This window comes from Embleya sp. NPDC127516 (assembly GCF_044765325.1).
Taxonomy (GTDB): Bacteria; Actinomycetota; Actinomycetes; order Streptomycetales; family Streptomycetaceae; genus Embleya.
This window is the reverse complement of the sequence record NZ_JBIWJT010000017.1, coordinates 105,885-124,751: the sequence shown is the minus strand read 5'-3', so window position 1 is coordinate 124,751 and position 18,867 is coordinate 105,885. Positions and strand designations below refer to the sequence as shown.

Here is an 18,867-nt window from a genome sequence, read left to right as displayed (position 1 = left end):
ACCCATTGCACTCGCAAGATCACGAAGCGCAGCATGATCGTTGCGCCGCGCCACCCCAACCCAAGGGGACAGCTGTGCCTACCGACGCCTCCACTTACCTCGACCGCCCCAACGCTTGTGCGCGGGCGACCTGGTTACTGCACCTCAAGCCGGGCCTGGATCAGCCCGTGAAGTGGGCGCGCGAACACGTGCAAGCGGCCTGCGAGCAATGGCAGGTGGCCGGTGACGACCTCGTCCTCGTGATGGCCGAACTCCTGACGAACGCGTACACGCACGCACGCCTCACGCCCGGCAAGCGCGTGCTGGTGAGGATCCACTGGCGCAAGCATGTGAACGAGATGATTCTGGAAGTCGTCGTTCCCCAGCCTCGGTTCGAGCTGCCCGAGCCCGCGGAACCCGATCCGGACGCGGAGAGCGGACGCGGTCTGGCGATGGTGCGAAGCCTGACCCGAACGTTCTCGTGCGAGGAACACACCCCGGGGCTGCAAACCTTCACCGCGATCCTGGCGGCAGCGTGAGCACCCCGAACGAGCCACCAGAGCAACCGAAGCGACCCGAGCGACCCAACCTCGCATGTCCTCCCGACTACGGCACGGTCATCGAGTACCACTCGCCCGATCCGCCCTGCCGTCGCCGCGGCGTCGTGCAGCGCTGGTGCGGCGACCACGTCGTCGTACGCCCGTTGAGCCCGCGGGCCACCCCCGAGCGCCCCTTCGACTCGGCGCCCTGGGGAGCGGCGACCACCGTGATCGTCCGCGAGCCACCACCCCTGGAGCAAGCGTGAACGAGTTCAACCCACCCTTGGCATACGGTCGCCGCAACGTGCGGGCGTCCGGCAAGTCGCCCCTGGTCCGCACCGTCGACCTGCTCCCCCGCCTTCGTGCGTGGGCACTGGCCCGACCCGTCGAGGGCGTGAACGTGGCGGACGTGTCCTCCATCCACCGCCCGGACTGGACCGGCAACCTGGCGCCGCTGTCCTGGACCACCGCGACGCCCACCCTTCCCCTGGCTCCGCGCCACCTGGACGCGATCGCCGAGGGCATCGGGCGACTCGACGGCGCGCTCCACCGCGCCCTGACCTTCGAACCGATCCACGACGGAACCGCCGTACTCGCCCACTCGGGAGAATTCACCGAGGAGTTGGGAGTGTTCGCCGACCAGCGCCGGGTTGCACTCATGGCGACAGCCCACCTACCGCAGGAGCACCCCCATCGTTCGTTGATCCCCCCGAGCGGCGTGGACGCGGTGTTGTCCGCGCCGGCAGGCACCGTGGTGTGGTCGATGGGCCCGGACGATGTCCGCGTCGATCCCGAAACCGGTGACACCTGGCTGCTCGGCTGCGGGGCGGAGCCGACCCACGGGCCGTTCGGCGCGAACCTGGCCGACATCGTCAGCCGCCTCGGACACCACCGGCTCGAACACAGGACATTGCACGGCCTGTCCACCCACTACAACAGGGGACTCGTCCGCGCGCTCGGCGGCATGGCACCGCACCTGAGCCCGGCCGTATTCGCCGTGCTCGTGGAGACGGCCGCGACCGGTCCCGTCGGGTCCGAAGCCCCCGAATCGGAGAGGTGGGCCGCCGTGCGTCCCGACGAGTTCGAGGTCCTGGTCCCGCTGGGCCTGAAGCACCTCTCGGCCCCCGAGGAATCCTCGTGAACAGCCCGAAAGCAGGCATCGACCCCGACGTACAGGTCACCAAGTACCCCAAGTCCGGGATGCGTCATCACGGCGACACCAAGCAGTACTACGTCTCGTCTCCGCGCGACGGATGCGTCCACTGCTGCGCCGACGTCCTCAGCCTGAACCCCCGGGAAGCCGAGGCGACGGTCATGGGGCTGCTGCGCGCGTTCCCGGTCTCCGACGCCAACCGCGTCGCCGCCGAATACCTCACCCATCTCCCGCAGACCCTCGAAGCGGAATCCCTCGACACGGACGCTCTCATCCGAGCCGCCGTCCACGCGGCGCGCATCGCGGCCAGGCTCGTGGCGCCCGCGCACAGCCACCGCTTACGGAAGGCGATGGCCTCGACCCTGGGCATGGCCCCACACCCGACGCCAGGCGGGAGTGCGCGATGAGCGCCCGACGGTTCGGCCCGTACGTACCGGGTCACCCGGTGCACGTCCCGCGCGAGACGTTCCGCCCGTTCCTTCCCCTCGTCGACTCGGTCGACCTTCAGGACGTCCCGCATCCGCACGGCCGTCCATCGTGGTCGCGTGGCGGCACACCAGGTGCGACACCGCAGGCCCACCGCGATCCGGGCTTCGACACCTGACGAAGCCACAGGGCCAGCCATTCGGGCAAGTTGCGCCCACCGCCGGTCGAAGGGGCCGCAGTCATCGGTCTCGGGCCCGGGGGTTGATCAACTCCCGCCGGCCGCCGCCTGGTTGATGTCCGGGCTGCGCAGGATGCGCTCGCCCGCACCGTTGCGTGCCACGACGGCGAGCATCGCGCGACCCAGATTCTCGGTCGTGGTCACGTACTTGGGGGCCACCCGGCGCAGCAGCGGGTACAGCCGGGAGATCACCACGTAGAGCCTGCGATAGGTCGGGGTCCGGGACATCTCGCCGTGTGACGCGTGGATGAAGCCGGGGCGGAACATGTACGCGCGGAACGGCATCGCGAGCAGTTCGTTCTCGGTGCGGCCCTTGACGCGGGCCCACATCGAGCGGCCGCGTTCGGTGCTGTCGGTGCCTTCGCCGGAAACGTAGACGAAGGTGAGCGCCGGGTTGGCGGGGAGGGCTCGGGCCGCGGCGAGGGTGTAGTCGTGGGTGATCCGGCGGTATTCGTCCTCGCGTTTGCCCACGGACGAGATCCCGAGGCAGAAGAAGCACGCGTCCACGGCTTCGAATTCGGGGGCGAGCGCCGAGAAGTCCGTGAAATCCGCGTGCACGATCTCGCGGAGCTTGGGGTCGGCCGTGCGGAGCGGTGCCCGGACGACCGCGGTCACGCGGGTGACGCGGTCGTCGCGCAGGCATTCGCGCAGGACGCCTTGGCCGACCATGCCGGTGGCGCCGAAGAGGAGCACGTGCACTGGGATCTCTCCTGGATAAGGGGTGGGCCGCGATACTCGTCAACGGCCAACCGCACTCGGCCGCGAGGTCGGCGAGACGTCGGGTCAGGACCGGGTCGGCGAGCTTGGACTGGGCGTACGCGAGGTTGGGGCGGTAACGACGGATCAGAGCGGGCGGTCGCCGGTGTCGAAGGTGCCGCGGTAGATGCTGGGCGGCACCCCGAGTCGGCGTTTGAACAGGGTGCGCAGGTTGGCCGGGGTACCGAGGCCGGATTGCCGGGCCACGGCGTCCATGGGCAGGTCGGATCCCTCGAGGAGTTCGCGGGCCCGGTCGATGCGGGCGTCGAGCAGCCACTGCATGGGCGGCAGGCCGGTCTCCGCGTGGAAGCGCCGGATCAGGGTGCGCCGGGACAGCCGGGCCCGTCGGGCCATCTGATCGACGGTCAGCGGCTCGTCCAGGTGGCGTACCGCCCACGCGCGTACCTCGTCGAGGCCGCCGCCGCGCTCGGGCGGGGTGGGGTGGGCGATGAACTGCGCCTGACCACCCGCGCGATGCGGGGCCGCGACGAGGGCGCGGGCACGCTGATTGGCGACCGTGGCGCCGAGGTCGGTGCGGATGATGTGCAGGCACAGGTCGATGCCCGCCGCGACGCCGGCCGAGGTCAGCACGTCGCCCTCGTCGACGTAGAGCACCTGCGGTTCGAGAAGCACGGACGGATGGCGCCGGGCCAGTTCGGCGGCACGCTGCCAGTGGGTGGTGACGCGTCGTCCGTCCAGCAGTCCCGCGCCGGCGAGCAGGAACGCGCCGGTACAGATCGACACCATGCGGGTGCCGCGGGCGGCGGCCGCGGCGAGGGCCGTGCGCAGCGGCGGCGACGGGGGATCGGGTGGGACCAGGCCGGGCACAACGATCGTGTCCGCGTGCGCGAGGGCGTCCAGGCCGTGCTCGACGAGCAGCGCGGGCCCGCCGTGGACCGGGACGGGGCCGGGGTGCTCGGTACACACGGTGACCGCGTACGGGCTGCCCGGCCAATCACCGAACGCCTGGATCGGGATGCCGAAGTCGAGCGCCAGGACTCCGGGCTGGGCCAGCACGACGACCCGGTGCGGTCGGCAGGGCGGGGCTGGGGCGGGCATGGCACGATACTATCGAGACGTGGCAATCGTGTCACTCCCCTGGTCGGCGACCCACTGTCTACGGTCGGGGTATGAACACAGTCGCCGCCGTTCCCACCACACCGACGGCCCGCCGCGCGATCGAGTACGTCCGGGCCTGTGAATCGGCGCCGATCGCCGAACACAGCTTCCGCAGCTACCGATTCGCTGCTCTGTACGCCGCGCACCAAGGGCTGCGCCCCGGCGCGGACTTCGACCCCGACCTGCTGTTCCTCGCCTGCGCGCTGCACGACCTCGGGACGTCGTCGCACGCCGAGGGAAGGCAGCGATTCGAGGTCGAAGGGGCCGACCTGGCCGCGGCGTTCCTGACCGACAACGGGCTCGCGTCCGCCGACGTCGATCGGGTGTGGGAGGCGATCGCGCTACATACCTCGGCGGGCATCGCCGAGCGCCGCGGCGTCCTGACATACCTGACCCGCAAGGGCATCACCATCGACTTCGGCGTCGACACCGAGTGTGTCACCGATGCCCAGGCCCGGGCGATCCACGCCGAGCACCCTCGACTGCGGATGGCCGAGACTCTGGCCGAGGAGATCGTCCGGCACGCCCGGCGCGGTCCGGAGAACGCGCCTCGCTACAGCCTCCCGGGCGAACTGCTCCGCGAGCGGGGGTGGGACGGGAGCGGGCGGACACAGATGGAGGAGGCGGCAGCGAGTTCGCGGTGGGGGGCGTGAACGGGGCTGTCGGCTCCCGGTCGCGGCGTCGCGGCGTCGCGGCGTCGCGGCGGGACACGGTGCGCCGAACGACCGCGAACGGAAATCCCCGGAACGGAATCCCCATGACCACGAGCGAACGGGCGGTCCGATGACGACCTACGGTGTGCTGATCTTCGACGAGGCGGAGGAACTGGACTTCGCCGGGCCGTGGGAGGTGTTCGGTGCCTCCTCGTTGCTGCGCGGTGGGGTCGACAGCCTCGTGCTGATCGCCGAACGCCTCGATCCGGTGCGGTGCAGCCGGGGCATGCGGGTGCTGCCGGACCGCACCCTGGACGACCACCCGGACCTGGACGTACTGCTCGTCCCGGGTGGGCGCGGTGCGCGCGTGGTCCAGCCGGACAACCCGGTCGTCACGTCCTGGCTGTCCCGGACGGCGGCGCGGACCGACTGGGTCGCGGGAGTGTGCACCGGTGCGTTCCTGCTGCACGCGGCGGGCCCGGCGCGCGGTCGGCGGGTGGCCACGCACCATGCCTACGAGGACGAATTGCAGGCACGCGGCGATGTCACGGTGGTGCGCGACGCGCGCTACGTCGTGGACGACACCCTGCTCACCAGCCAGGGCGTCTCGGCCGGCATCGACAGCGCCCTGTGGTTGGTCGGCCGGATCCACGGCCGCGACCACGCCCGGGACGTACGCCGATACATGCAATACGACCCGGCGCCGCCGTACCTGGCCGACGAACCACTGTGACCACGGGCGCGACGCGACCCGTTGGGGACGGCGTCCATCTTCTTTACCGGATGTTCAGCGGGTGGTCGGTTACGGGCGGTGTCGAGGGGCGCAAGCTCATTGGTGGCACGGCTACTTCGGGGGAGTGGGAATCGGCATGGACGCACTGCTGCTTGTCGCGGTCTCGGTGGCGTTGGTCGGGGTGATCGGACTGCTCGTGGTGCTCTCGTTCGGCCGACGCGAGGGCGACTCGGGGTCGCGGGACCTGCTGCGGGTCGGAGAGGACGCCGGCAACGACCCGGTTGCGGCGGGCAATCGGGCTTCGGGCAGCACCGCCTGGATGCGTGGCGGCGGGGGCGGACTGTGAGGTGATTCCGGGTCGGGCCGCCCGAAGCGGGCGGCCCGGCATACGTCCGACGGGGGTCGCCGGGACGATCGGATGAACCCTGTGACCGCCCGGCGGCGCACCACGTTCGAGGCCCGGGTCGGTTCACCCGTCTCGACCGCGACGAGCACCACGTCCTCGAAGCGCTCGCCGCGGACGGCCGCATCGGCTTCGCCCGGCGGTCGGGACGGCGAGTCCGGCACCGATGTTGGGCGGTCTGACGCCGGCGGGCGTCGGAAACGATCCGGAGCCGCCGTCGAGGGCAGCGATCTCTGCCCTCGAAGGCACCCTCGCGGACATGTGCCTCCCGCCACGGTTCACGAGACCATGACCTCGGCCCTCGTCGGCGTAGGAGGTCGGGTCCATGAGGCAGCGACAGGGCGAGCGGCCGGGCGCCGACGCGCACGACCACGCCGGACGCGACGGTCGCGAGCGGCCGCAGCACCGACCGACGCGGCCCCTCTCCCCCGCGCCCGCAACCCCCGGCCGGCTCACTCCCGCCACCGCGCTCGCCTTCCAGGGCTCGATCGGCAACGCCGCCGTGACCCGGATGCTCCGCGCGGATCCCGCCTCGCCCCCGCCGCTGCCCATCCAGCGCATGGACGGCGGCAACGGCGGCGCGGGGCAGCCCCCGCAACAGCCGCCCGCCGCGCAGCAGCCGACGCCCGAGCAGGTCAAGGCCGCGATCACCGCACTGGTGGACAACCCGCCCATGGTCAACTACGGCGCTCGCCGACAGGGCCGCGCGCATGGCGAGTTCTGGATGCGCTTCGCCCGCTCCAAGCAGGGCGAGGAGGCCGAGGAGACTCTGTCCGAGACCAGCGCCCTGCTCTTCGACAGCATGAAGGGCGCCCAGGAACAGGCCCGCGACGAAGACCCGGACAACGCCGCGGAGGACACCAACAACCGCGAAGTGCAAGGCATGCTGATCAACGACCGCCTGGTGTTCGCCTCGAACTACAACTCCTCGATCGACACCCTCGTGGAACGGGGGACACAGCAGGCCGGTGCGGATCCGACCCTGCAGGAGCTGCTGGAGATCGAGCAGAGCGACGAAGGACGTACCCGGGGCCTGCGCGGTCACGAGGCCGAGAACCTGCGCGCGAAGTTGTCCAGCTTTCGCCGCAAGAACGAGGCGATCCTCACCGAGCAGCGCGGCGCCGGCGAGCAGGGCCGAGGGCCGGACGCCACGGCCATGGCGCTGCGGGCCAAGACGGACTCGCCCGTCATCGTCGTGGACATCGAGGACCCGGACCTGCACACCATGCTCACCGACCGCGACCACGAGGGCCGGGTTTTCCTGCTCCGATTCGCGGCACTGGACCCCAGGACCATCACCAGGGGGAGGCACCAGGGGCAGCAGACGCAGGAGGGCTCGGTGCACGCGGAGCAGAAACTGCTCCTGGCTCTGCGCCACGCCGGCATCCACCCGCGGCGGGACGTCCGGGGGCCCATCGCGATCATGGGCAAGTACCGGCCCTGCATGGGCTGCGCGGCCGCGCTGATGTACTACCGGGAGCGGATGGGATACGCGGGTCTGAGCTTCGACGAGAACTACGGACACTACTTCCAGGGCTCCGTGGATTCCCTCTACACACACCAGCGCCACGTCATGGACCGGAACTACTACGACTACATCCGGCAGATGGTGCAAACCGACATCACCAGCACTCCCGCGATGGCGAACGAGGCTGCCCCGCAGGGAGCCCAGTTCCGGCGCGGCGGCCCCACCCTGCGCGTGCCCGGGCGCTACGCGTCGCGACAGGCCGACGTGACCCCGCCCACCAGCGACGCCGAACTCGACGACGACGGGATGTACACCCGGGTGCAGCGGCCGCTGGCGGACACCTGGACGCTGGACACGGCTCCCGCCGGGATCGGTCAGGGCTCGGCGACCCACACGATCCCGCGCCGCAAGTACGAGCGGCTCACCGATGATCAGGCCCGCGAACTCGACGGACTCTGGAACGGCACGAAGGGCGCTCCGCCCACCGACGAGAGCCGGCGGAGGGCGATAGAACTCGCGGATGAGTACAACACGCGCGACCGGATGACCCTCGAATACCTGGCGGGCGTCGTCGGCCTGCACCACGACCGCTTCGGCGGCTACATCGCCCGCTACCGCAGCGAGGGCCACTGGAAGCACGTGCCCTCGCGCTCCGGCAAGGTCGAGAGTGTGCCGAAGAACCGGAAGAAGGGCGCTCCCGAGAAGCAGTTCACCAAGGGCGGCGACCTGGACGAGGCCGGCAAGGACGTCATCAAGGGGGTGATTCGCAGCCTGCCCCGCAACTCCTGGTGCGCGGACTGGGAACGGATCCACCGCGGCGGCGCCGGCGGCGAACTCAACCCCACCCAGGCACCCGACGACCTGCTCAGGACACTCGCCCGACTCCGGCGCGACCAGGCATACAACGTGCCGAGCATGTCCAAGTACCTGCACACGGGCGACAAGGGCGACAATCTACGCAAGGCCATCAGCCGCAAGGGCGACAAGTTGCTCGCCGCACACGAGGCGTCCACGAAGCCCGTGAAGACCGAGGACGTCGACATGGATCCGCCGCCGTCAGGCCGCCCGGCCAAATCCTCGTCCCGTCCCCGAGGCGGACAATCGCAGCGGCCTCCCACCCGTCCGGGGCCGAGCTCGCACGGCGGCCGGGCCGGGAGCAGCATGGCCGAAAGCAGTGCGACCGGTGCCGGGCGCGCGCGACCGGTTCCCGAGGTCCCGGGCTACACCCTTCGCTTGGACGCGCGCAGCGGCCAGCCGTACTACCTCGACGAGGACTCCGGCTTCCACTACGCGTTCATCGACGGTCGCATGGTCCGCCTCTACGACGACGATGACATCGAGATGAGCGACGCCGGACGGTGATGCCGTGCCGCCGGCAACGCGCCTCCGGTGGCCCGTACGGCGTCCACCACCCGCGCCCGGCACCGACCGGTCGGGAAGGTCACGGCGGCCGCCTCGGTGCGGGGTCGACCGTCGGCTACGCGGTGCCGGTGTCCACGAGAGTGGGGGTCGGGCCGCTCATCACCTTCCGTGCCTGCGCCTCCGCGGCCCTCTCCCAGCGGTCGTCGGGGTCGGAGACGGCCAGGCCGCGATGGTCGACCTCGCCGCCGACCGGGCCCTGCCGCTGCTGGAGGTAGTGGCCCAACTCGTGGGCCAGGGTGTGTTTGTCGCCCCCGTCGGAGCCCATGACCACGTGGTGGCTGGAGGTGTACGCGCGGGCGCCGACCTCGGCCGCGGAGCTTCGGGCCAACTGCCCGCTGTGCAGGCGTACTCCGGAGAAGTCGGCACCGCCGAACCGGGCCTCCATCTCCGCCCGCAGTCCGTTGCCGAGCGGTCTGCCCGGGCTGCGCAACACCTTGTGCACCAACGAACGTTGCACCGGCGGCTGTTCGGCGACGTGGCCGCAGTCGGGCCCGTGCTCGTGGCGTTCCCGCCGGATCATCCGCGCCACCGCGGCATTGCCGACCGATCGCTGCAGGTCGGCCACCCGGGCGGGGCTCGGCGCGGATCCTGGCGCGAGTCCGACGGGCCTGGATGCACCGGATCCGCTGCGCCGCTCCGGCTCGGGGGTCGAGCCCGCCGGGGTGCGCGGCCGGTCGGCGGCGGGTGTACGCATATCCGAGCCCTCCCGAATCCGAAGAGGTCCGTCGATCGCGGCGGAGCGGAGCGAGCGGCGGGCCGGCGAACGTCCTGCGATGCCTTCCTACGGCGTGGCCGGAGGCGGCGAACAGGGCCCGGCGGGCAGCCTTTCGGGCAAAGCGGGTTGCCCGTCGGATCCAATCCCAGGAACCGGTGACCCACAGGCATACGTACGACCGTGCTTGGGGAATGCCCCATCCCGAGGCGCGGTTGCGCCTTATCGACCGTGGAATCGCCGCCGGATGCCCGACGAGCCCTTGTCGGGGGCAACGACGACGACACGCGGCGACCCCACGAGAAGGCGCGAGAACACGCCGCTCGGCAGGCCGATTTCGGCCGGCCTGCCGATGTCGGCTCTTCTCATGAGTGCCGGAGGAGGTTAAAACTGTCCGGTGTGACGGATGTTGTCATTGGGTTCTGCTGAGCACACCACTGACGTTGAGGACTTCATGGCACCCGGCCGCCTGCTGTCCCGTGGCGGGTGTCCCGGGCTTGGCGCAGGTCACGGCTGCCGTGACGGTCGCGTTCGCGGGAATCTGGATGGGGGTCACCCAGTGGTAGTCCTGATTGCGGAATGTCTCCAGTGCAATCGTGGTGATCTTCTGCTCGCCGAAGGAAATCGTCACCAGGCCCTCGTCGCCCTGGAAGTTCGAGACCACGATGTCCGTGATGGCAAAGACGTTTCCGTCCGGGACGCGGTATGTGCCCGCCTTGTCGGCTCCGCCGTCCGTCTGCACGTCGATGGTCGCCGAACTCTGCCGCCCGGCCCCGCCGCTCGTGCCCGTTCCGGTGCCCGAGCCGCCACTCGCGCCGGGTTTCGCCGGGCCGTTCGCGGGGGCCGTCGACTCGCCTTGGCCGACGCCCTGGCCCTCGGCGGCATTCGGCGCGGCGTTCGCCTGCTGCTCCCGGGCGTCTCGCGCCACCTCCTTCTCGGCGGCCTTGGTTCCGGCCTGTTTCGCGGTACTTCGCACCGAAGGCCGAACCAATGCGAACCAGGCGACCAGCAGGGCCAACAGCACCGCCAACAGGATCAACAGCCACTTCGGCAGCACCGGGAGCTGCACGAACTCCCCCGGCAGGGCCACCGGTTGCGCGGTGATCGCATCCCGGGAAGGCTGCTCGACGACGGCCACGCCCCCGGGCTTCGCGGCGGGCTCGGGGGAGGCTGCGGAGGCGGTTCCCGACGCGGTCGCGGACGTTCCGTCGGGGCCTGCCGGGCCGACGCCCGCCACCGCTTCGACAGCCTCGACGGTCCCGGCCTCGGCCTCGAACGCCCACGTGACCGACGCCCCGAACCAGATCAACTTCCGGGCCCGGACCCGCAATCGCGCCTCGGCGGACTCGCCGGGCGCCAACCGCAGTCGCTCTGGCGTACACGCGAGAGCGAGTTCCTCTCCGGCCTGTCGCCCCACCAGGGCGACGTCGACGGCGGTGTTCCCCTGGTTCCGCACCGCGACGCGATACCGCCCCTCGAGCCAGCCGCGCCGGCGCCGGGGATCCAGCTCCGCGCGCAATTCCCGGAACGCCTCGACGACGACGGTGGTCTCCGGTACCACCACCGACTCCGGGTGTTCCGCCGGCAGGACGCGGACGCCCAGAGGTATCTCCCCGGCCCGCACCTCGGGCGACCTGGGCGGCGCGAGGCGGATCGTCACCTCCTCGGACGTGCCCGGGTACAGCGAGACGCGCGCGGGTTCGACGGTGCTCCACGCGGCGCAGTCGCCGACCACCTCCAGCGCGTACGCCTCGACGATGTCGCTGTCGTTGCGCACGGTCAGGGTCGTCGTCGCCTCACCGCCGGGCGACACCGTCACCGGTGGGATTTCGATTTCGGCAGGTGTGGTCACGACCCGAACGTAGGTCGCCGACCCCTCCCCACCGCAGAGACGGGAGGGCAACGGGCGGGCAGACGCGCTGCCCCCGGCGCGCACGGCCGCACTGCGCCCACCTGTCCGGCACGCGCCCACGACCGCTGACCGACGGCAGTTCGACGGGACGCCCCAACGCCCCCCACCCAGCGGCAGAACTCCAACGAACGGACACCGAGCGATGACATTCCAGGCCTCGACGTCGGAGCCACAGACCCCTCGCCCACCGCACGGCCCCGCGACGACCACGAAGATCGTGCGCGACCCCGCGCCGGCCGAGGCGCCCGGCCGCGTCTCCGTCGCCGTGTACGCGGAGGACCTCATCCTGCACACCGGCGTCGTGCAACAGCTCCGCCGGCGCCCGGAGATCAAGCTGCTCACGGACGCCGAGGCGGAGGGGGCGCAGACCTCCATCGTCGTCGTGGACACCGTCGACGACGCCACCGTGCAGCTCCTGCGCCGTCTGCAACGCAACACCTCCACCCGCACCGGACTGGTGGTCGGCGTGTTCGAGACGAGCTCGCTGCAGACGATGATCGAGTGCGGAGTAGCCGCCGTCTTACGCCGCTCCGAGGCCGACCAGGACCGGCTGGTCCACCTGGTGACGGCCATGGCGAACGGGGAGGGAGTCCTGCCGGGCGACCTACTCGGCAAGCTCCTCGACTACGTCGGCAGCCTCCAGCGCACCGTGCTCGACCCCCGAGGACTCACCCTCTCCACCCTCACCGCCCGCGAGGCCGACATGCTCCGGCTGGTCTCGGAGGGCTACGACACCGCCGAGATAGCCCGCAAGACCTCGTACTCCGAGCGCACCGTCAAGAACGTGCTGCACGACGTCTCGACCCGCCTGCAATTGCGCAACCGGGCCCACGCCGTCGGCTACGCCATGCGCCAGGGACTGATCTGACCCCGCGTCGGTGAACGGGCCCCGGGGTCGGGAGCGAACCCCGGGGCTCGTACGACGACCGCACGAGCAGCACGACGACCCGGCGAGCAGGTCGACCGGCGCGAGCGAGACGAGCACCGGGGACGGGTGCAATGAGCCGGCGCGGGTGCGATGGCCGCAAAGGGCAGCGGTACTTCCCCCGCCCCGGGTACTCCCGGCCTGTTCCACACCGGCCCGCGACCGCAAGGCTGGCCTGCGCGGACCTGTGGACGCCGGCCCGCGCGAATCCATGAGGGCCCCGGCTCGGCCCGACTGTGAGGTGGAGCGTGATCGGCACCGTTGGCTCGACCCCCGGGCGCGGCCGATTGGGTGGACTGACCGGTGTCGCCCTGCTGTTGGTCCCGTTCGCGGTGCTGGGCGTCACCTCCGCCGCGCTGCTCGCGCCGAACGCGGCGCCCCCGCCCCGGGCCGCGCGGGCCGATCTCGCGGACCCGCCGGGCACCGGGCGAATCACCTTCGCCGGCACCGAACACCGCAGCATGGGCCGGGTATCGACCACGGAGCGCAGCGAGCCGCTCTTCGGCCCCGGCCCCGCGCACTTCGACGCGCAGTCCTCCGCACGCGGCGATCAGCTCGTCTTCACGAGCCTGCGCGACGAAGCCCGTCCGCAGGTGTACCTGCGCGACGCCGCGGGCGGCATCCGCAGGCTGACCACCGGACGCGACGCCGCACACCCCGAACTCGCCCCGGACGGACGGTCCGTGGTCTTCGAATCGGCGGAGCCCGGCGGCCCCGGCGGGGGCACCCAACACGATCTGTGGCTGGTGGGCACGGACGGAAACAACCTCCGCCGCCTCACCGACGGCCCCGCCGACGAGACCTCCCCGACCTTCTCCCCCGACGGCACCCGGCTCGCCTACTCCAGCAACGCCGACCCCGCCGCCGGCCGGCAGATCCTCGCCCGCGCCATAACCGGCGGCCCGGAGACCCGACTCAGCCACGCCCCGCCCGGCGACGCGACCGAACCGGCCTGGAATCCGGTGGACGACCCCGCGCATCGCGACCGAATCGTCTTCACCCTGGACACCGGACCGCAGACCGGACCACGCCTGTGGGAAACCACCGGAAACGGCACCGACCGCCCCCTCCTCACCGGCGGCCCGGCCGGCTGGCGCACCGAGTCGGCCGCGTGGCTGCCGGGGGGCGACGGCCTGCTCTTCCTCAGCCCCGACCAGACCTGCGGCTGCGACCCGTTCGCCAACGTCTACCGGGTCCAGGACGCCCCCGACGCCGTCCCGGACCTGGTCCTGAAGGAGAACCGCGCGGTCGACGCGCCGACCTGGCTCGGCTCGCCGACGAGCGGAACGGTCCTCGTCACCCGGACCACCGCCGACGCCTCGCACGTCGCGACCCTCCAGGACGCCAGGCCCGACGGCTCGGATCCGCGCGACCTCGGATTCGCCATCCTCGAGGAGGATCCGGAGGCCGACACCAACACCGACCCGGCGCGCGACCCGCTGTTCAACCCCCGAGCGGGCTTCGACCCCTGGACCGAACGGCAGAACTACACCCCCGACGGTCGGCGGATCGTGGCGACCCGCTTCGAGGACGGCGGCAACGGCCGACGGATCGAACGCATCTGGCTCACCGACGCCGACGGCGCGAACGCCGGCGCACTGCCGCTCGCCGGACGCGGCTCCGACGATTGGGACACCGACCCCACCTTCTCCCCCGACGGCACCCTGCTCGCGTTCACCCGCACCTCCCCCGGCGGTGTCGGACCGGCCTCCGGCCCCGGCCGGATCCTGGTGGCCAACGTCGCGACCGGCGCGATCGTCGCCCGGATCGACCCGCCCGCCGGACAACCGGCCGGCTCCGACGCCCAGCCCACCTGGTCCTCGGACGGCACGACGATCGCCTTCACCCGCACTGCCGTGATCGACGGCAACGGCGGCAACAAGCACATCTGGACCGTGCCGGTGGGCGCCCTGGACCGGCAGCGCGACCTGAGCGCGACCATCTGCCCCGCCGGTTGCCAGGTCATCGACGACAGCCCCGCCTTCTCCCCCGACGGCCGTTCTCTCGCGTTCAACCGCAAGGACGGCGGCGGCCGCGTCAACGAACGCGCCGGCATCCTCCTGACCACGCCGACCGGCGCCGACTGCCGTGTCGTACTCCCGCTCGGACTGCGCGAGGACCCCACCGCCTGCGGCCGGAACCTCCCCGACACCTCCGCCACCGGTCCCTTCCAACCCCGCGACGTCGCCTGGTCGCCCGACGCGAGCCGACTGGTCCTCAGCTCCCGCCGCGCCCTCGCACCCAACTCCCCCGAGGGCCTGTCCACCCTCGACCTCGCGTCCGGCGTGCTGACCCCGTTCGCCAACGGCCTGCCCGGCCGACAGAAGGAACCGGGCTACCAGCAGTCCGTCGACCTCACCGTCGGCGCCCCACCCACCGCCCCACCGGTCGAGATCGGCGCCACCGTCCCGCTGACCGTCACCGTGACCAACCACGGCCCCGCGGCCTCCCCGGGCACCGTCTTCACCGTCGACGCCCCACCCGGCCTCCGGCTGGACACCCTGACCTCCACGGCCGGCACCTGCGCCCCCGGCTCCCCCCAGTGCGACCTGGGCGTACTCGCGCCCGGCGCGAGCGTACGGGTGACCGCCCGACTGACCGGTGTGACCAGGGGCGACCAGCAGGTCGGCTGGTCCGTCGCCGGCGCGGTCGTGGACCCCAACCCGGGGGACAACGCGGCGCGGACCGTCGTCCCGGTGGTACCGGTGACCCCGCCCTCGTCACCACCCCCGTCCACGCCGCCCCCCTCCACCCCTCCACCCACCTCGCCGCCCCCCGCGTCTTCTCCGGCACCGCCGCCCACCACCCCGCCCGCCCCACGGCCGCCCGCGCCGCCGGCGCCCCTGGCCGGCCCCGGCGTCACGGTCACCGCGCAGCCGAATCCCGGCTTCGTCGGCGGCCGGGTCGTGGTCACCTACGTCGTGCGCAACGGAAGAAACGCCCTGGCAACCGGACTTCGGCTCACCCTCGGCCTCCCCGGCGACATCCCGACCGGTCCGCTGCCGGCCGGCTGCCGCGCCGGAGTGTGCGCCCTGGGCGACCTCGCGCCCGGCGCCTCCTCCGTCCTACGCGTGGTCCTGGCACCGGATCGGGCCCTGCACACCGTCATCGACACGACGCTGACCACCACCGGTACCGACGCCGACCGCGCCGACAACACCGCCCACCTTCCGCTGGACATCCTCCAGCCGCGCATCATCGCCGTACCCCGCATCGGGAAGCCGGGATTCGTCACCTCCGTCCGCGGCGTCGATTTCCCGCCCGGCGCACCGGTCACGCTCACCTGGAAACCCGGAATCACCGCCGCCGCGACACCCGCGGCCGCCGGGACCGACTTCAGGTTCATCGCCCAACTGCTGATCCTGCCCAAGGACTCCACCGGACCGCGCGTCATCACCGCCACCGGCCCCGGATTCTCCCCGGTCAGCACACCGTTCCTGGTGGTGGCCGGCAGCATCGGCCCGCCCGACGAAGTGAGCCGCCGATGATCCACGAAGTCGACGAGGCACTAAGGCTGTTGCTCGCCGAGGCCGGACTGGGCGAGAACGGCGTCGACCTCGTCTTCGACGCCCCGACCAGCGACTGGGCCGCCCGGCGCAACGCCCCGACGATCAGCGTTTTCCTGTACGACATCCGCGAGGACATCGGCCGGCGCAGGACCGGTGAGACGGAGGAACACGACGACGCCGGCCTGGTCGTCGGCCGACGTGCCCAGCCGCGCTGGTTCGACCTGACCTACCTGGTCACCGCCTGGACCAACCGCCCTCAGGACGAACACCGCCTGCTGTCCGAAGTGCTCCGCTGCCTGATCCACTCGGACATTCTGCCCACCCGCCTGCACACCGGCACCCTCGCCGAACTCGGCCTCGCCGTCCGCCTCGAGGCCGCCGGCCCCGGCGGCAACGGCCCCTCCGCCTCGGATCTGTGGTCCGCCCTCGGCGGCGACCTCAAGGCCTCCATCAACCTGCGCGTGTCCGCCCCGCTCGCCGGCGAACGTGTCCCGACGGGCCCACCGGTGACCGAGGGCCTGGTGGTGCGCACCGCCGCCGGCGCGCGGGACGTCGAGACGGGATCCGGCCGTCGGCTGCGCTACCAGGGCGTGTCCGACCCCGGCCCCGACGGCTTCACCGCCGAACGCGAACGGCCCCTGCCCGCGGCCCGCCGGCGTCGCGGCGGTACCAGCGGATGACCCCCGACCTGCACACCCGCCCCAACGACACCGACGTCGGCCTCCGCGACCTGTGGGAACGGCTGGCCCGCGTCGAGGACCGGGTCCGACACGCCGTGGCCGCCCGCCGGGCGGTCGACCCCGATCCGGACGACCCCTACCGAGGCCAGTACCTGACCCCCGAGGCGGTCGAACGTATCCTGGACGACCCGCCGGCCATCCTGCCCGCCGCCGGCAACGGTGCCCGGTCGTCGGCGCGGCATCGGCCCACCGGCGGTCGACTCGGCCGCCTCGCCGCCGACTTCGCCCTCACCGCGCTCGACGTCGAACTGCTCCTGGTGGCGATGGCGCCGGACATCGACCCGCGCTTCGAGCGCCTGTACGGCTACCTCAACGACGACCTCACCCGCCGCCGTCCGACCATCGGCCTTGCCCTGGAACTGTGCGACCTGCCGCTCGCGGGAGCGGGGCGCTTCCGCCTCTCCCCGTCCGCGCCCCTGGTCGCCGCCGGACTCGTGGAGATCGGCGACGCCGAATCACCGCTGCCGTCAAGGGTGTTGCGCGTTCCCGATCGCATCACCGCGCACCTGCTCGGCGACGACACGATCGACAGCCGACTCCTCGGCCTGGTCCACGTCGGGCGAGCCGGACCCGACCCCGATCCCGAACACACTCTCCGGGTCGGCCACGCCGTGGGCACCGGCAACGGGCTGGTCCACCTGCTCGACCGCGGCGGCGACCCGGGCCGCCTGGCCGTCGACGCGCTCGCCGCCGTCGGTCGACGCCCCTTGGTCGTGGACGTACTCGCCCTGGTCGCCACCCCGGCACCGGCACGGCTGGCCCGCGCCCTGGCCACCGAGGCCAGGCTCGACGGATCCGGCGTGGTACTGGGCCCGTTGGAAGCACTCGGCCTCGAACGAACCGGACACGGCCGACTCCTGCACGAGGTGTGCACGGCGTCCGGCGGAATGCCGCTGATCACCCACGGCAGCAAGGTCTGGGATCCCCTGTGGTCGCCGGAGAGCCCCCTGCAGTTCACCGTCACCCCGCCCTCGCCCGCACGCCGGGCCCGGCAGTGGCGGCGTGCCCTCGCCGACGCCACCGCAACCCCCGCCACTCCCGACGGACCCGACCCATCCGACCCATCCGACCCATCCAATCCGCCCGACCTGCCCGACGACGAACTCACCGATGCCGTGGTCTCGTACCGGCTCGACACCGACCAGGTCCGCAAGGCCGCCACCGTCGCCACCCGGATGGCCGAACTGGACGGACGTGCGATACGTTCGAACGATCTGCGCGCCGCCGTCCGGGCGCAGAACGGCGCGGGGCTGGAACGACTCGCCCGCCGCGTGCAACCCGCGGTCGGCTGGGACGATCTCGTCCTGCCGACCACCACCCGCCGCCAACTCGGCGAACTCGCGCTCCGCGCGCGGCACCGCGAACAGGTCCTCGGGCAATGGCGGATGCGCCCCGGCGGCGGCCGGGGGCGCGGCGTGATCGCGCTGTTCGCCGGCGAGTCCGGCACAGGCAAGACCATGTCCGCCGAGGTGGTCGCCGCCGCGCTCGGGATGGACCTGTACGTGGTGGACCTGTCCACCGTCGTGGACAAGTACATCGGCGAGACCGAGAAGAATCTCGAACGCATCTTCGTCGAGGCCGCCGAGGTGAACGGAATCCTGCTCTTCGACGAGGCGGATGCGATCTTCGGGAAACGCTCCCAGGTCAAGGACGCCCACGACCGCCACGCCAACGTCGAATCCGCCTATCTGCTACAGCGCATGGAGTCCTTCGACGGCATCGCGGTCCTGACCACCAATCTGCGCGCCAATCTCGACGAGGCGTTCACCCGACGACTCGACGTCGTCGCGGATTTCCCCATGCCCGACGCCCGGCAGCGACTCGCCCTGTGGGATCGCTGCCTGGGCCCGGAGCTGCCCCGCGACCCGGAACTCGACCTCGAATTCTGCGCGCGGCGCTTCGAGTTGGCGGGCGGTTCGATCCGCGCATGCGCGGTGACCGCCGCCTACTTGGCGGCGGAGACGGGCCGGCCGCTCACGATGGAACAGGTCGTGGCGGCGATCCTGCAGGAGTACCACAAGCTCGGCCGACTGGTCCTGGAAAGCGAGTTCGGCCCCTGGCTGGCCGGCGGTCCCGGCGGGCGGGATCCGGACGTCGCACACCGCGACGCGGGCGACCCCGTCCCGGGTCCGACCGGCCGCCCCCGCCGCTGAACCCACCCCCGGGCACGGCTCGGGCCC

At 72.0% G+C, this 18,867-nt stretch carries 17 protein-coding genes; 13 read left to right on the top strand and 4 right to left on the bottom strand.

Annotation, left to right across the window (positions count from 1 at the left end):
* Positions 1 to 74 precede the first annotated feature (74 nt).
* Genes ACIRL2_RS30615 through ACIRL2_RS30595 form a run of 5 tightly spaced genes read left to right on the top strand, consistent with a single transcriptional unit; the run spans position 75 to position 2,275 of the window.
* On the top strand, positions 75 to 518 hold the full coding sequence (locus ACIRL2_RS30615; RefSeq protein WP_402236294.1) for an ATP-binding protein: 444 nt from the start codon (positions 75 to 77) through the stop codon (positions 516 to 518).
* Entirely contained in the window at positions 515 to 784 is a 270-nt protein-coding gene (locus tag ACIRL2_RS30610) for a hypothetical protein (RefSeq protein WP_402236292.1), read from the top strand. The genes ACIRL2_RS30615 and ACIRL2_RS30610 overlap by 4 nt, the downstream gene beginning before the upstream one ends.
* Complete coding sequence (locus ACIRL2_RS30605) at positions 781 to 1,659, top strand: hypothetical protein (protein WP_395861187.1); 879 nt, start codon at positions 781 to 783, stop codon at positions 1,657 to 1,659. Before ACIRL2_RS30610 ends, ACIRL2_RS30605 begins: the two co-directional genes overlap by 4 nt.
* Positions 1,656 to 2,078, top strand: coding sequence for a hypothetical protein (locus ACIRL2_RS30600; protein WP_402236289.1), 423 nt, complete (start codon positions 1,656 to 1,658; stop codon positions 2,076 to 2,078). The genes ACIRL2_RS30605 and ACIRL2_RS30600 overlap by 4 nt, the downstream gene beginning before the upstream one ends.
* The gene (locus ACIRL2_RS30595; RefSeq protein WP_402236286.1) at positions 2,075 to 2,275 is read left to right on the top strand and encodes a hypothetical protein; all 201 of its coding nucleotides are present in this window, start codon (positions 2,075 to 2,077) and stop codon (positions 2,273 to 2,275) included. The genes ACIRL2_RS30600 and ACIRL2_RS30595 overlap by 4 nt, the downstream gene beginning before the upstream one ends.
* 87 nt (positions 2,276 to 2,362) lie before the next feature.
* Here the strand turns inward: ACIRL2_RS30595 and ACIRL2_RS30590 are convergent, their stop codons facing one another.
* Both ACIRL2_RS30590 and ACIRL2_RS30585 read right to left on the bottom strand, forming a co-directional pair.
* Positions 2,363 to 3,034 (bottom strand): NAD(P)H-binding protein, encoded by a 672-nt coding sequence (locus ACIRL2_RS30590; RefSeq protein ID WP_402236284.1) that lies wholly within the window; start codon positions 3,032 to 3,034, stop codon positions 2,363 to 2,365.
* Between the two features lie 144 nt (positions 3,035 to 3,178).
* Entirely contained in the window at positions 3,179 to 4,150 is a 972-nt protein-coding gene (locus ACIRL2_RS30585; protein ID WP_395861179.1) for a GlxA family transcriptional regulator, read from the bottom strand.
* Positions 4,151 to 4,221: 71 nt separating this feature from the next.
* Between ACIRL2_RS30585 and ACIRL2_RS30580 the strand changes: the two genes are divergently transcribed.
* From ACIRL2_RS30580 to ACIRL2_RS30565, 4 genes are all read left to right on the top strand, one after another.
* A complete protein-coding gene (locus tag ACIRL2_RS30580; protein ID WP_395861177.1) occupies positions 4,222 to 4,863 on the top strand; it encodes an HD domain-containing protein in 642 nt (213 codons plus the stop codon).
* A gap of 130 nt (positions 4,864 to 4,993) precedes the next feature.
* Complete coding sequence (locus ACIRL2_RS30575) at positions 4,994 to 5,596, top strand: DJ-1/PfpI family protein (protein ID WP_402236280.1); 603 nt, start codon at positions 4,994 to 4,996, stop codon at positions 5,594 to 5,596.
* A gap of 136 nt (positions 5,597 to 5,732) precedes the next feature.
* Positions 5,733 to 5,942: a hypothetical protein gene (locus tag ACIRL2_RS30570; protein ID WP_395861173.1), complete on the top strand. Its 210-nt coding sequence runs from the start codon at positions 5,733 to 5,735 to the stop codon at positions 5,940 to 5,942.
* Between the two features lie 382 nt (positions 5,943 to 6,324).
* Complete coding sequence (locus tag ACIRL2_RS30565) at positions 6,325 to 8,829, top strand: hypothetical protein (protein ID WP_402236277.1); 2,505 nt, start codon at positions 6,325 to 6,327, stop codon at positions 8,827 to 8,829.
* 115 nt (positions 8,830 to 8,944) lie between these two features.
* Here the strand turns inward: ACIRL2_RS30565 and ACIRL2_RS30560 are convergent, their stop codons facing one another.
* Positions 8,945 to 9,583 carry a DUF4157 domain-containing protein gene (locus tag ACIRL2_RS30560; RefSeq protein WP_402236275.1) on the bottom strand — a complete coding sequence of 213 codons (639 nt, stop codon included), beginning with the start codon at positions 9,581 to 9,583 and terminating at the stop codon, positions 8,945 to 8,947.
* A 430-nt stretch (positions 9,584 to 10,013) separates the two neighbouring features.
* Positions 10,014 to 11,453: a hydrolytic protein gene (locus ACIRL2_RS30555; protein ID WP_402236273.1), complete on the bottom strand. Its 1,440-nt coding sequence runs from the start codon at positions 11,451 to 11,453 to the stop codon at positions 10,014 to 10,016.
* Positions 11,454 to 11,655: 202 nt separating this feature from the next.
* On the opposite strand from ACIRL2_RS30555, the gene ACIRL2_RS30550 reads away from it, so the two are divergent.
* From ACIRL2_RS30550 to ACIRL2_RS30535, 4 genes are all read left to right on the top strand, one after another.
* On the top strand, positions 11,656 to 12,381 hold the full coding sequence (locus ACIRL2_RS30550) for a response regulator transcription factor (RefSeq protein ID WP_395861167.1): 726 nt from the start codon (positions 11,656 to 11,658) through the stop codon (positions 12,379 to 12,381).
* Positions 12,382 to 12,686: 305 nt separating this feature from the next.
* Complete coding sequence (locus ACIRL2_RS30545; protein WP_402236271.1) at positions 12,687 to 15,926, top strand: hypothetical protein; 3,240 nt, start codon at positions 12,687 to 12,689, stop codon at positions 15,924 to 15,926.
* On the top strand, positions 15,923 to 16,627 hold the full coding sequence (locus ACIRL2_RS30540; protein WP_402236268.1) for a DUF4255 domain-containing protein: 705 nt from the start codon (positions 15,923 to 15,925) through the stop codon (positions 16,625 to 16,627). Before ACIRL2_RS30545 ends, ACIRL2_RS30540 begins: the two co-directional genes overlap by 4 nt.
* Positions 16,624 to 18,840, top strand: coding sequence for an ATP-binding protein (locus tag ACIRL2_RS30535; protein WP_402236265.1), 2,217 nt, complete (start codon positions 16,624 to 16,626; stop codon positions 18,838 to 18,840). Before ACIRL2_RS30540 ends, ACIRL2_RS30535 begins: the two co-directional genes overlap by 4 nt.
* Positions 18,841 to 18,867: the final 27 nt, after the last annotated feature.